Genomic DNA, 12866 nt, shown 5'->3' with positions numbered 1-12866 from the left:
CAGGCCCAGGGCCCCGCGCAACAACTGGCGACGGTTGTGGCCGCTGCTGTCGAGGACCTGGCGCGAGCGCGCCGGCACCTCGCTGAAGGCCTGGCCCAGGCGCTGTTCGAGGCGGCTCCAGGCCTGGTCATGCTCCGGGCTGGCCTGCAGCCACTGGGCAAAGTGCTGGCGCTGCTCATCGCTCATGGTCCCCGAGCGTTGCAGGGCCAGCCATTCGATGGCCTGGTGCACGGCCTGGGGCATGGGGCGCTGCTTCATGCTTCCAGCGCCCGGTAACACAGGCCCAGGGCCTTGACCACGTACTGGTGCACCCGGGGCGCGGAAATACCCAGGCGCTGGCCGATCTCGGCGTAGGTCAGGCCTTCGAGCTGGCTGTAGAGGAAGGCGCTGCGGCCCATGGGCGACAAGCCGTCGAGCATCCGGTCCAGGGCCAGCAACGCTTGCAGGGCCTGGACCTGTTCCTCGGCCGAGGGCGCCTGCTCGAAGGGCTGTTGGGCCAGGCTTTCGAGGTAGGCCCGCTCCAGGTCGCGGCGCCGCCAACTGGCGAAAATCAGGCGTTTGGCGATGGTGGTCAGCAAGGCCCGCGGTTCGCGAATGGCCTGGGGATCGGGCAGGGCGATGACCTGGGCAAAGGTTTCCGCGGCCATGTCGGCGGCGTCATGGCGGCAGCCCAGGCGTGCTTGCAGGCGTTCGCGCAGCCAGCCGTGGTGGGCGCCGAACAGCTGGCACAGCGCGTGATTGCGCGCCTGGAGGGGCGAAACATCGAGGGAGGTTGGCGGCATGGTTGCGAAAGCTAATGAAAATTATTATCAAATGATGCCGATAGAGCGGCGCCATTGCAATCAGCCATTGCTCGCCGTGGCGCCCCGGGTCCCGTGGTGCAAGGTCGCAGACCGGTTCCCGAAGGGCTTACCGGCGGCGCAGCAAGTCGATGCGGTCCGCCGGCACCAGGGTGCGCAGGGTGTTGTAGAGGGCCCGGGTTTCCAGCAGGTTCCAGACCCGGAGCATGGTTTCCAGGGCATCCAGGGGCTTGCTGATGAAATCGTTGGCGCCCAGGGCCAGGGCGCGCAGGCGGGTGTCGCGCGTAGCGTCGGCGGTCAGCACCAGGATCGGCAGGTACTCGCCCTGGGGGATGCGCCGGCTGAGTTGTTCGAGCACGGCAAAGCCGTCGAACTCCGGCATGTGCAGGTCGAGGATCACCAGGTCCGGCTCGAAGCTGTTGAACAGGTCCAGGGTGCGCAGCGGCTCGGTGCTGCTGAGCACATTGCTCAGGCCTTCGCGGGCCAGCAGTTGCTCCATCAGCTCCAGGTTGGGCCGCTGGTCGTCGATGATCAGGATGCGCAGGTCAGTGGTCACAGGGGCTCCGGCAGGTGTCGGTCGAGGTGGGACAGGAACGCCGGAATATGCAGTGGCTTGGTCAGCACGGCCGTGGCCCCGGCATCGAGCAGCGCCCGCTGGGTGCGCTCGCTGGCATCGGCGGTAATCATCAGCACCGGCGTGGCGCAGGTGATGGGCGAGCGACGCAGGCGTTGCAGCAGGGTCAGGCCGTCCATGTCCGGCAGGGCCACGTCCAGCAGGATCAACTGCGGCGCGTGCTGGTCGGCCAGGTCCAGGCCCATCTGGCCCTGCATGCTCGACAGCAGTTTGATACCTGGGCGGCGTTGCAGCAGGGTTTCGATCAGGGCCAGGCTCGACAGGTTGTCCTCGATGCACAGCACCCTGGCGCGGTATCCGACGCTACTGGCCGGGGCCGCAATCGGCGCGATCGCCGGGGGCGGCGGCGGGTGGTGTGGCAGGCGGGCGAAGGGCAGCTCCAGGGTGAAGCTCGAGCCCACGCCGGGCTGGCTGAGCACGCTGAGGTTGCCGTCCATCATCTCCAGCAGGCTTTTGCTCAGGGCCAGGCCCAGGCCGGTGCCTTCGACATTGGGGTCGGTTTCCAGGCGCTCGAAGGGCTTGAACAACTGCGGCATGCGTTCGGCGGCGATGCCCTTGCCGCTGTCGACCACGGCCACGGTGATGCGTGGTGGCTCGACCCTGACCTCAATCTGCACCCGGCCCCCGGCGCGGTTGTATTTGATGGCATTGGACAGCAGGTTCAGCAGCACCTGCACCAGCCGTTGGCGGTCGGCGACGATGCCGCTGTCGTCGGCCAGCGCCGGCAGCTCCAGGACCTGAATCCCGGCCGCCGCGGCCATCGGCGAAACCAGCGCCAGGGCCTCTTGCAGCACTTGGGCCAGGGGCACGGCTTCGATATTCAGGGGCAGGCGCCCGGCCTCGATCTTGGCGATGTCCAGCACCTCGTTGATCAGGGTCAGCAAGTGTTGCCCGGCGCGCAGGATGTGCCCGACCTGGGCCTTCTGCGCGTGGGAGGCGTCCATGTCGAGCAGTTGGGCGAAGCCCAGGATCGAGTTCAGCGGGGTGCGCAGTTCGTGGCTCATGCGCGACAGAAATTCGCTTTTGGCACGGCTCGCGCGCTCGGCTTCTTCGCGGGCGGTGCGCAGGGCAATTTCCGCCAGCCGACGGTCGCTGATGTCGCGGGTGATCTTGGAAAACCCGCGCAAGGCGCCGCTGGCGTCGTACTGCGCGGTAATCACCACACTGGCCCAGAACCGGCTGCCGTCCTTGCGGCAGCGCCAGGCCTCTTCCATGAAATCGCCGTCGCGGGTGGCTTCGCGCAGGGCCAGTTCGGGATGCTGCGGGCACTCCTCGGGCAGGTAGAACAGGGAGAAGTGCCGACCGATGATTTCCTGTTCGGTGTAGCCCTTGATCCGTTCGGCGCCGGCGTTCCAACTGGTGACGTGGCCGTCGGTATCGAGGGCGAAAATGCCGTAGTCCTTGACCCCGTCGATGATCAGCCGCAGGCGTTCCTCGTTGTCGCGCAGGGCCCGTTCACGTTCGGCCAGCAGGTGCCCGGCTTCCACCAGGCGGGTGCCCAACTGGCCTATCTCATCCTGCTCCGGCGGTTGCGGCCACAAGGGTTGGCCCAGGGCCAGGCGCTGGGCATTGCGTTGCACCTGCTGCACCCGGGCGACAATGCCCTTGGACAGAAACAGCACCGCGACAATCGCCCCGAACAGCCCGCACACCGCCGCCAGCCAGGTCGACAGCAGCAGGCGTTCACGGGTGGCGGCGGCCGCGATGGTGCGCTCGGCCAGCAGCCGGTCTTCCAGGGTGCGCATGGTGGCGATGCGTTCGCGCAGCTCGTCGAGGATGTGCTTGTTGTTGATCAGGATGTTGGTGATCAGCTCCGGGGTGGCCCGGCGGTCTTCAAGCATCTCCGCCAGGCCATCGACTTTGCTGTCGATCAGCGGCGCAATGGCGTCCAGTTGTTCGCGCACCCGGGGGTCGCGCACGTTGCTGTCCAGGCGTTGCAGGGCGGCGTCGATCAGCGGCCGGGCCTGGCGATAGGCCGGCAGGAAGTCTTCGCGCCGGGTCAGCAGGTAGCCGCGCACGCTGGCCGCCGCTTCGGCAAGCAGGGTGTGCACGGCCTGGATATCGCCCTGCACCAGCAGCACCCGGCGCACGTCCTCTTCGGCGCGGGCAGTCTGGCGCTCGGTGGTGTAGATCAGCACCAGGGACAGCAACAGAATCACCAGCGGCAGGGAAATCACCACCAGCGCCTTGCCCCGCAGCGGCAGATTGGCCCAGTAGCGGGCGCGCGCCAGCCTCATGGTTGCGTCACCAGGCCCAGGGCGATGCCGCGTACGGCGGCCTGGGTCCGGTCGGCGGCGCCGAGTTTGCCGATTACCCGTTCGACATGGGCCTTGGCGGTGCCGGTGGTGATGCCAAGCTGTTCGCCGATCTGGCGATTGCTCCTGCCATCGGCCACCAACCCCAGGACCTGGCGCTCGCGCGGGGTCAGTTGCTCGCTGGCGGCCCCGGTGCTGCCGCGCTCGGTCAGGCGCCGCAGCAGGCGCGCGCTGACGGCGCTGTTCAGCGCGGCTTCGCCAGCGGCCACCCGTTGCAGGGCGTCGATCACTTCGTTGCGGCTGGCGTCCTTGAGCAGGTAGCCCACGGCCCCGGCGTTCATGGCCGCCTCCAGGTGGTCCGGGCTGTCGTCCATGGTGAAGATCACCACCTTCAACTCCGGCAAGCGTTGTTGCAGGAGCCGCGCGGCGCCCAGGCCGTTGAGCAGCGGCATGCGGATATCGAGGATCACGATGTCCGGCAGCAGGCGTTCACACAGGGCCACGGCCTCCTGGCCATCGCGGGCCTGGCCGACCACCTCGAACTGGGGATGACCGGCCAGCAGCGCGACAAAGCCGGTGCGGGTCACTTCATGGTCGTCGGCCAGAACCAGGCGCAGCACGGGGTTGCGGGCAGTGCTCATCCCAGGGCTCCTTGCGCGGCACAGGGCACGCAGGCCAGCAGCCGGGTGCCGGCCGCGGGGTGGCTGGTGCAGGTCAGGCGCCCGCCCAGCAGGCTGGCCCGTTCCTGCATCGCTGCCAGCCCTAGGTGCTGGGTGTCGGCACTGTCCAGGGCCTGCTCCCGGGCAAAGCCCCGGCCGTCGTCCTCGACCCGCAGCCAGGCCTGGCCGGCATGCAGCTCCAGGGCCAGTTGCACCTGGCTGGCCTGGGCGTGCTTGAGGATGTTGTTGATGGCTTCCTGGGCGATGCGAAACAGGCCGATCTCGGTCTGGCTCGGCAGGCGCGCCGCACAACGCTGGTGCCACAGCACCTGGATCCCGGCGTCGCGCAGGCGATCGGCCTCTTTGTCGACGGCCTTGAGCAGGCCGAAATCATCCAGCACCGTCGGCCGCAGCCCGCCGATCAATTGCCGGCCTTCGCCCACACAATGCTGGGCCAGGGCCAGGATGTCCTGCAGGTCGCTGTCCAGCGCCCCGGGCAGGGGCGGGCAGCGACCGGCAAACCCTTGCAGACGCTGGTGCAGGCCGGCGAGGGTTTGCGCCAGGCCGTCATGCAGGTCGTAGGCCACGCGCTTGCGTTCGTCTTCCTGGGCGCGGAACAGGCGGTCCACCAGCTCGGACAAGGTGCGATCGCGGGCCACCAGGGTATCGAGCAACTGCTGGTTCTCCAGGTGTGCGGCGAGCAGGGTGGCCAGCAGTTGCAGGGATTCGAGGTCTTCGTTGTCCGGCGCGCTGATGCTGACGCTGTTGGCCAGGACCAGGGCGCCAAAGCTGCTGCCATCGCCGCCACGCAAGGGCACCCGCAGCTCGCTGGGCAACGGCGCCCCGGGGCTTTCCTGCCAGTGCGGCGCGTGCAATCCGCGGTCGGCGCTGCGGGCCAGGCTCTGCAGGCGCTCGCTGTTGCCCAGGCTGGCGCGGCTGTGGACCTCACCGGCGGCGTCCCATTCCAGCAGCAGGGCGTGGTCCATCGCCAGGAACCCACAGGCCCGGGCCAGCACTCGCTGGCGCTTGGCGTGGGGGCTGAGCTGAGTCAGTTCCTGGCCGGTGTCCACCAGCAGGCGCAGGCGTGCGGCGCGGCTTTGCGCCTGGCGATACTGGGTGCGAATCGCCAGGGCGCTGGCGGGATCATGGGGCGGGGTGGGCAAGGGGCGGCTCCGGCGCTCAGGCACGCTCGTTCGGGCAGGGGCGCTATTAAACCGTGTTAACGGGCCCGGCGGCCATCTGCCAAATGGCATAGGCAAATGCCTCCGGTTGGCCGATGGCGGCGCGCGCGCCGGACCACAGACTGTGGCCATTGCCCCCCACTGGAGAATCGCCATGAAATTGAAAACCTCGGCCCTGGTCATGTTGCTGGCCCTGGGCGCGCCCCTGGCCCAGGCCCTGGAGACCGTGCCTTACGTTTACAGCAGCGTGGCGCAACAGCCGAGCAACCAGCAGGATCGCGAAATCGCCGGCCTGTTCGACCGCTGGAACGGCGCCTTGCAGACCGGCAACGCCCAGGCGGTGGTCGACCTCTATGCCTCGGATGCGGTGTTGCAGCCCACGGTGTCGAACCAGGTGCGCACCACCCCGGCGCAGATCAAGGACTACTTCGAGCACTTCCTGGCACTCAAGCCCGTGGGCCAGATCAACTACCGGGAAATCCGCCAACTGGGCAGCAATGTGGCCATGGACAGCGGCGTCTACACCTTCACCCTGACCGGCACCGACGGTCGCAGCCGCCAGGTCCAGGCGCGCTACACCTTTGTCTACGAGCAGGAAGGCGGGCAGTGGAAGATCCTCAACCACCACTCCTCGGCCATGCCGGAGCCGCAGGTGCTGCACGCCGGCAAGTAAGGCAGGACGTTGATGGCCCTGCGCCACGGGATGGGCGCAGGGTGCAGGCGGGGCGGATGGCGCCGGGGCCGGCGTCATCCGTTGCAGCGGGCTAGAACTTGCCGTTGACGCCGATGCGGAACGTGTCGCTGCGCTCGTCGCTGCCCAGGGCGGTCTTGTAGGAGAAGCCCATCTGCCAGGCCCGACCCAGGTTGAAGTCCAGGCCCAGGTCGAGGTTGGCAAAATCGCTGTCCAGCGGGTCGGGCTTGAAGCGGTAGAGAATGCCGTCATCGCCCTGGTCGGTGTAGCGCATCTTGTAATCGCTGCTGCCGCTGAAATTGTGACCCCAGGCCAGCCCGACCTTGGGCGTCATCACCCCGATTCGGGTCGGCACGTCATACCCCGTGCGCAGGCCGATAAACGAGGTGAAGTTCTGTTGCCGCTGCTCGTCATAGGACAGCCCATAGATGCCGCCGCCGCTTTCACGGAAGGCGTCCATACGCGTGGTGCTGGCGTTCAAGCGCCCGTAAGGGGTGAGCGACAGCGGGCCCTGGCGGTACTCGTAGCTGGTGGTCAGCGAGGCGAACAACTGGTCGGCATCACGGGAACCCTTGGCGTAGTCATCGTTGCTGCCGGTGATGTAGCGCCGCGAATCGAAGCTGATGCGGTTGTAGCCCAGCAGGCCGTCGACGAACACCTGAGGTGCCACGTTCAGGCTCAGGTAAGTGGCGATACCGATGGCGTCGGCGTCACTGCGGGTCTTGTTGTCCCCGATGTCACTGCGGTCGTTGCCGTAGCCGATACCGATACCGGCAATCGCGGTTGGCGACAGGCGATAGTCGACGCCGGCACTCAGGCCCAGGGTGGTGAAGCTGTTGTCCCGCGCCCCACGAGTGTGGGTCGAACCGTTGTTGATGAAGCCGTCGCTCCAGTAGGCGATGGCGTCTTGCTTGCAGCCGTCTTCGACTTCGGCTGCGGTCTTTCTCTTCTCTTCGTCGGTGGTGTTGGCCGAGCCGCCCAGTTGCTTCTGCACGGCGCTGGATATTTCCTGCATGGGCACGTCATGCCCGTCTTTTCTCACGCTGGCATTGAACGAGTTGCGGTTGCAGGACACTTGATGCAACTGCTCCAGGCGGCGGTTGAAGTTGTCCATCTGGGTGCTGGCAAAGCGTTCTGCGGCCCGGGTCTGGGCGTTGAGCAGGCCGATCACCTCGGCATCCCTGCTCGGGTCCGGGCGTGCCTCGATGATAAAGCTCACGGAACTGGCGGCACTGGAGCCGCTGCCGTTCTGCAGGCTGAAGGTCACGATCGCGGTGCCGACAAAGGCCGCCGACGGTACGAAGCGCATCGAGAACGGGCCCATCATCATCGCCCGGCCGGCGGAGGCGGGGGTCACGGTGCCCAGCGTCGCCAGGGTAAAGGGGCCGCCGGTGGCGCCCTGGGTCAGGTCGACGGTGGCGGTCTGCCCCGAGGCCAGGATCTGACTCGACGCCGGCACGGTGACGGGCACGGCGGCGATGGTCAGGGTATAGGGCCGGGAGACGGTGACGGCGTTGGCGTCGGTGGCGGTGATGGTCAGGTTGTAGCTGCCGCTGGCCGTCGGTGTGCCGCTGAGCACGCCGCTGCTGGTGTTCAGGGTCATGCCGGCCGGCAGGCTGCCGGTGAGGCTGTACGTGTAAGGCGCGGTGCCGCCGGACGTGCTGAAGGTGGTGCTATAGGGACTGCCTGTGGTGCCGGCCCCCAGGGAGGCTGGGGTCAGCACCAGGGTGGGCGCACTGACGGTCAGGCTGACGGTGGCCGGGCTTGAGGTGCCACTGCTGTTGGTGGCGGTGTAGGTGAAGCTGTCCGCACCGGAGTAACCGGCGGTCGGGGTGTAAGTGATGCTGGTGCCGCTGGCGGTGGCGCTGCCATGGCTGGCCGCGCTGGCTACGGCGACGCTGGTGGCGGCGCCGCCGCTGAGGTTGAGGGTGAGCGGGTTGTTGCTGCTGTTGGCGGCGACCGTGGCGCTGAGCGCACCAGCGATTGGCGGGGCAACGCTGACGATCACGGAGTAGGCCTGGGCTCCGGTCGCGCTGTTGGCGTCGGTGGCGGTCACGGTGAAGTTGTAAGCCCCGCCGGCAGTGGGCGTGCCGCTGATGACGCCGGTCGAAGTGTTCAGGGACAGGCCAGTGGGCAGGCTGCCACTACTGATGGCAAAGGTGTAGGGGATGGTACCGCCAGTAGCACTCAGGGTACTGCTGAAGACAGTGTTCAGCGTCATCGCGCCCAGGGTGCTCGGGGACACATTGATGTTCGGCGCCGTGACGGTGATCAAGACGTTGGCTGCGCTGGACGTACCGCTGCCATTGGTGGCGGTGTAGGTGAAGCTGTCCGCGCCGGAGTAACCGGCGGTCGGGGTGTAAGTGATGCTGGTGCCGCTGGCGGTGGCGGTACCATGGCTGGGGGCGCTCGCCACGGCCACGCTGGTGGCGGCGCCGCCGCTGATACTCAGGGTGATCGGGTTGGCGCTGCTGTTGGCGGCGACCGTGGCACCAACGGTACTGGTAATCGGCGGTCCGCTGCTGACTGTTCCGGAATAGGAGCGAGAGCCCGTCGCACTATTGGCGTCGGTGGCGGTCACGGTGAAGTTGTAAGCCCCGCCGGCAGTGGGCGTGCCGCTGATGACGCCGGTCGAAGTGTTCAGGGTCAGTCCAGTGGGCAGGCTGCCGCCGGTGATGGCGAAGGTGTAGGGGGCGGTACCGCTGCTGACACTGAGGGTGCTGCTGAAGGCGCTGTTCGCCATCATCGCGTTCAGGATGGACGGGCCGACGGCGAGGGTTGGAGCACTGACGGTAATGGTCACGGTGGCCGGGCTGGACGTACCGCCGGCGTTGGTGGCGGTGTAGGTGAAGCTGTCCGCGCCGGAGTAACCGGCGGTCGGGGTGTAAGTGATACTGGTGCCGCTGGCAGTGGCGGTGCCATGGCTGGCCGCGCTGGCCACGGCGACGCTGGTGGCGGCGCCGCCGCTGAGGTTGAGGGTGATCGGATTGCTGCTGCTGTTGGCGGCGAGCGTGACACTGACGGCGCCTGCCACGGGCGGCGCCAGACCGTTGATCAGCACGCTGTAGGCACGGGCTCCGGTTGCGCTGTTGGCGTCGGTGGCGGTGAGGGTCAGGTTGAAGGTGCCACTGGCGCTCGGTGTGCCACTGAGCACGCCGGTGCCGGTGTTCAGGCTGAGGCCGGTCGGCAGGCTGCCGGCGCTGAGGGTGTAGGTGTAGGGCGCGGTACCGCCGGAGGCGCTGACGGTCTGGCTATAGGCCGTGCCCTGAGTGCCGTTGGGCAGAGTGGTCGGCGTTATCGTCAAGTTGGGCGGGCTGACGGTGATGGTCACCGTGGCTGGGCTGGAGGTGCCGCTGGCGTTGGTGGCGGTGTAGGTGAAGCTGTCGGAACCAGAGAAGCCGGCGGTCGGGGTGTAACTGATGCTGGTGCCGCTGGCGGTGGCGGTGCCGTGGCTGGCCGCACTGGCCACGGCGACGCTGGTGGCGGCGCCGCCGCTGAGGCTCAGGGGGACCACATTGGCGCTGCTGTTGGCGGCGAACGTGGCGCTGACCGGGCCGACGGTGGGGGCCGGCACGGTGTAGGTATAGCTATTGGTCAGGGTCGCGCTGCCGCCTGGCGTGGTGACCGCCACATTCACCGTGCCTGCGGCGTGGGCCGGGGTGGTGGCGGTGATGGTGGTGGCGTTGTTGACGGTGAAACCCGTGGCTGCTGCTCCGCCAAAGGTCACCGCCGTGGCGCCGGTAAAGTTGGTGCCGGTAAGGGTGACGGAGGTGGCGCCTGCGGTGCTGCCGCTGCTTGGGGCGACCGAGGTCAGGGTCGGGGTCGCGGAACTGGTGACCAGCAGGTTGTAGGTGGCGACCCCGCCGTCGTTGTGGCCGTCATTGAGGGTGATGCTGAAGGTGTAGTTGCCCGCAGTGGTCGGGGTGCCGTGCAACACCGTCGTCGCGCTGCCGGGCGACGCGTCGAGGATCAGGCCCGGCGGCAGGCAGGGGGTCACGCCATCGTAGTCCGGGTCGTTGGCGTCGCACTCCGCCCAACGGTCCAGGGGCAGGGTGCCGCCGACGGACGAGATTGTGATGCTCATGCTCTGGCCCACCGCAATGGTGGGCAAGGTGGTGCCGGAGGCCGGGTTGGTGATCACGGGGGCAACCGCCATGGCCTGGCTGCTCATGGTCAGCATGACCAGCAACAGAAACAGTGAAATCAGCGGGCGTGTCAGCCAGTTACCTGGCGCTGTCAGCGGTGTTCTCATGAGGGCTTCCTGCCTTGCGACCGGTTTGGGGTCGTGTCCAGCGTGATTGTTGATAAGGGTCCAGCGGTTACAGCACGGCTACAGCCGGCCCCTTGGGGGGCTGGTACTACTTGATGCTCAGGGACTGTCGACCTCTTCCCGTGCGGCCATCCGCGCGGGACGCTGCATTTGGGTGTACAGGCCGCTGTTGGCGCCGGCTCGGAAGCCCAGCCGCTCATACAGCCGGCGGGCACGACTGCCCTGTTCGACGCTCAGGCTGCAGGTCTGACGCTGGGCGTCGGCCTTGCCGAGTACCGTGCGCAGCAACTCGGTGCCGATGCCCCGGCCATGCCAGTCCGGCAGAAGGGCGATATCGACAATGCGCACATCGTCGGCCGCGCACTGCACACACAGGCGCCCGATCGGGCTGCCGGCTTGCTCGACGATCAGAAAGTCCGCGGCGGGAAAGTGCTTTTCATAATGCTGACGTTGCAGCTCGGCCTGGGTGTGCAGAAACGCCCGGCGCTGTGCGTCGCTCCAGCCAGGCACTGCACTGACTTCGGCCCAGCGGCGCGAGACGTACAGGTCCTGGAGAAATCCCAGGTCATGGCTGTGCTGCTGGCGCAGGACAGCCACGTAGCCTGTCGGCAGTTGGAGGTTGGCAAGCTGAGTCATGAGGCTCTGATCGGGTACTCGCCATCCAGGCAGATGCAGTAGGCCAGCGTCAGGAAGGGTTGCATGGTGTTGCGCAGGGTCGTCGACCCTGCGCCGCTGCCGGCGTCCCCCACCGTTGTCGCGGCCAGTTTCGGACCTGTCGGGGTCGGTGCCGTGTTGCGGTACAGACGTACGTTGCGTGGCTGCGCCAGGTAGGCGTTGGGTTCGGGAGTATCCAGGGCGACCGCCGATTCGCTGCCGTCCTTGGCCACGACCTGATGGGTATGTCCGGCGAAGTTGGCGGACACCATCGTTATCCGGTCGGCGCCCGCCGCATTGCCTGTCTGCCAGTCGCTCAGCCCGGCTCCTTTACCGGCTCCCATGGCCACGCGCCCGTTGAGGTTGGGCAGTTGAAAGTTCTGCCCGGGGGTGCCGCCATACAGGTTGCCAATCACCGAGTAGAGGGCTGGACTGTGCTGGACCGTGATGAGCGATCCGTCGCAGTACGCCCAGTTTTGCGGGACGAAGTTGTAGGGGAACAGTCTGATTTCACCGGTAAAAGCATCCATGATCGGTCATTCCAGATTGAGTGAGGGGTCACTGCTGTCGGGTCGGATAGAGGCCGACCAGGCAAATGATGTAGTTGATCGCCAATGAACCCATCATGTTGCTATGGGGGGTTGCGGCTCCTTTGGCGGGAGTCAGTGCCGAGTCGAGAAAGGCTGGGTTCATATTGACGCTGGAGAAGGTTGCGTTACCCGCGCTGTACAGCCCGGTGATGATCCCCGCGCCCGGGAACGTGCCAAAGGTCATGCCATTGGGTGTTGTGGCGGGAGACGGACTGGCCGATTGGGCATCATTGGTGCTCACCCAAAAGGGATGGGTATGGGGCGCAGTGTTTTCCGACCTCATGGTCACGGTCTCCACGCCAAAGGTCTGGGTGAGCGTCCTTGGGGTCAGCCCCGTTCCGTTGCCCTGGCCCACGGGGAGCCGACCACGGTAGTCCGGGAGGCCGAAGTTGGTGCTGCCGTTGCCGCCGTACAGGGTGCCCAGTAATGAATAAAGGACCTGGAAGTTGCTGACTGGCAGCAACGTACCGTCACAAAACGCCCAATTCTCTGGCGCATAGTTACCGGCGAACATGCGGATTTCTCCGACGAAAGCTTCAGACATGTCAGTTTCCTTGCTTGAGGGTCTGTAGGCAGCAGTTACTGGCGCGGCGGGTAGACGCCCTTGGTAGCGATGCAGAAATAGCCGACGATGGAGGGCTGCATGTTCGGCATGGGCGCGCCTGATGTTGGAGTGACGGTGTGGCTGTTGAGGGCGATCAGGTTGTCCGTAGCCGGCGTGTAGGCCGGTTTTGCCATGACGCCCTTGGTGTTCGAGCTGACGGCGGGGATGTTCCCGGCGGGGTCGTCGTTGCCGGGTTCGATCGAGACATGGGCGGCATGGGAGTGCTGCGCCAGCGAGCTGTACGGCATCGTCACGGTTTCGCTACCGCCTTTGGTGCCCAGTAAGTGCTGATCCATGATCGGATCGACGGCGGAGGGTTTGATGTTCTGCCCCAGGGCGACCCGGCCACGCAGATCCGGCAGGCCGAACGTCGTGGTGCCGTCACCGCCATAGGTTTTGCCCAGCAGTGAAGCCAGCGCGACATTGCTATTGAATTGCAGAATCTGGCCCTCGCAAGGCAGCCAGCCTTCTGGTGCCCAGCCCCAGGGGAACAACCGAATCTCACCGAGAAAGGGGTCCATTCTTTTC

Annotated in this window: 12 protein-coding genes; 1 reads left to right on the top strand and 11 read right to left on the bottom strand. The window is 66.7% G+C overall.

Going from position 1 to position 12866, the window contains the following annotated elements:
- The 6 genes from CF161_RS22660 to CF161_RS22635 all read right to left on the bottom strand — a co-directional run.
- On the bottom strand, positions 1–258 hold a 258-nt coding region (locus tag CF161_RS22660), incomplete at its 3' end, for a DUF4880 domain-containing protein (protein WP_020298951.1).
- Positions 255–782, bottom strand: coding sequence for a sigma-70 family RNA polymerase sigma factor (locus tag CF161_RS22655; protein ID WP_020298950.1), 528 nt, complete (start codon positions 780–782; stop codon positions 255–257). The genes CF161_RS22655 and CF161_RS22660, both read right to left, overlap by 4 nt.
- Before the next feature lie 127 nt (positions 783–909).
- Complete coding sequence (locus CF161_RS22650) at positions 910–1356, bottom strand: response regulator (protein ID WP_020298949.1); 447 nt, start codon at positions 1354–1356, stop codon at positions 910–912.
- Positions 1353–3671, bottom strand: a complete 2319-nt coding sequence (locus tag CF161_RS22645; RefSeq protein WP_020298948.1) for an ATP-binding protein — start codon at positions 3669–3671, stop codon at positions 1353–1355. Before CF161_RS22645 ends, CF161_RS22650 begins: the two co-directional genes overlap by 4 nt.
- Positions 3668–4330 (bottom strand): response regulator transcription factor, encoded by a 663-nt coding sequence (locus tag CF161_RS22640; RefSeq protein WP_020298947.1) that lies wholly within the window; start codon positions 4328–4330, stop codon positions 3668–3670. The genes CF161_RS22645 and CF161_RS22640 overlap by 4 nt, the downstream gene beginning before the upstream one ends.
- Entirely contained in the window at positions 4327–5511 is a 1185-nt protein-coding gene (locus tag CF161_RS22635) for a sensor histidine kinase (protein WP_020298946.1), read from the bottom strand. Before CF161_RS22635 ends, CF161_RS22640 begins: the two co-directional genes overlap by 4 nt.
- Positions 5512–5683: 172 nt before the next feature.
- Here CF161_RS22635 and CF161_RS22630 point away from each other — a divergent pair, with 172 nt between their 5' ends.
- Positions 5684–6202 carry an SgcJ/EcaC family oxidoreductase gene (locus CF161_RS22630; protein WP_020298945.1) on the top strand — a complete coding sequence of 173 codons (519 nt, stop codon included), beginning with the start codon at positions 5684–5686 and terminating at the stop codon, positions 6200–6202.
- Positions 6203–6293: 91 nt separating this feature from the next.
- Here the strand turns inward: CF161_RS22630 and CF161_RS22625 are convergent, their stop codons facing one another.
- The 5 genes from CF161_RS22625 to CF161_RS22605 form a co-directional block, all read right to left on the bottom strand.
- Positions 6294–10472 (bottom strand): putative Ig domain-containing protein, encoded by a 4179-nt coding sequence (locus CF161_RS22625; RefSeq protein WP_020298944.1) that lies wholly within the window; start codon positions 10470–10472, stop codon positions 6294–6296.
- A 117-nt stretch (positions 10473–10589) separates the two neighbouring features.
- Positions 10590–11126 carry a GNAT family N-acetyltransferase gene (locus CF161_RS22620; RefSeq protein ID WP_020298943.1) on the bottom strand — a complete coding sequence of 179 codons (537 nt, stop codon included), beginning with the start codon at positions 11124–11126 and terminating at the stop codon, positions 10590–10592.
- Positions 11123–11674, bottom strand: a complete 552-nt coding sequence (locus tag CF161_RS22615) for a phage tail protein (RefSeq protein ID WP_020298942.1) — start codon at positions 11672–11674, stop codon at positions 11123–11125. Before CF161_RS22615 ends, CF161_RS22620 begins: the two co-directional genes overlap by 4 nt.
- A 28-nt stretch (positions 11675–11702) precedes the next feature.
- A complete protein-coding gene (locus tag CF161_RS22610) occupies positions 11703–12278 on the bottom strand; it encodes a phage tail protein (RefSeq protein WP_020298941.1) in 576 nt (191 codons plus the stop codon).
- Positions 12279–12313: 35 nt separating this feature from the next.
- On the bottom strand, positions 12314–12859 hold the full coding sequence (locus CF161_RS22605) for a phage tail protein (RefSeq protein WP_020298940.1): 546 nt from the start codon (positions 12857–12859) through the stop codon (positions 12314–12316).
- Positions 12860–12866 lie beyond the last annotated feature (7 nt).

Origin of the sequence: Pseudomonas sp. CF161 (genome assembly GCF_000416215.1) — a bacterium.
Lineage (GTDB): Bacteria > Pseudomonadota > Gammaproteobacteria > Pseudomonadales > Pseudomonadaceae > Aquipseudomonas.
Note: the sequence above shows the minus strand (reverse complement) of the source record. Positions and strands in the feature narration are given on the sequence as shown.

Excerpts from the sequence above, each read along its gene's own strand:
- CF161_RS22640 (WP_020298947.1), bottom strand. The coding sequence starts at position 4,330 with ATGAGCACTGCCCGCAACCCCGTGCTGCGCCTGGTTCTGGCCGACGAC.
- CF161_RS22610 (WP_020298941.1), bottom strand. The coding sequence starts at position 12,278 with ATGTCTGAAGCTTTCGTCGGAGAAATCCGCATGTTCGCCGGTAACTAT.
- CF161_RS22645 (WP_020298948.1), bottom strand. The coding sequence starts at position 3,671 with ATGAGGCTGGCGCGCGCCCGCTACTGGGCCAATCTGCCGCTGCGGGGC.
- CF161_RS22655 (WP_020298950.1), bottom strand. The coding sequence starts at position 782 with ATGCCGCCAACCTCCCTCGATGTTTCGCCCCTCCAGGCGCGCAATCAC.
- CF161_RS22605 (WP_020298940.1), bottom strand. The coding sequence starts at position 12,859 with ATGGACCCCTTTCTCGGTGAGATTCGGTTGTTCCCCTGGGGCTGGGCA.
- CF161_RS22625 (WP_020298944.1), bottom strand. The coding sequence starts at position 10,472 with ATGAGAACACCGCTGACAGCGCCAGGTAACTGGCTGACACGCCCGCTG.
- CF161_RS22620 (WP_020298943.1), bottom strand. The coding sequence starts at position 11,126 with ATGACTCAGCTTGCCAACCTCCAACTGCCGACAGGCTACGTGGCTGTC.
- CF161_RS22630 (WP_020298945.1), top strand. The coding sequence starts at position 5,684 with ATGAAATTGAAAACCTCGGCCCTGGTCATGTTGCTGGCCCTGGGCGCG.
- CF161_RS22615 (WP_020298942.1), bottom strand. The coding sequence starts at position 11,674 with ATGGATGCTTTTACCGGTGAAATCAGACTGTTCCCCTACAACTTCGTC.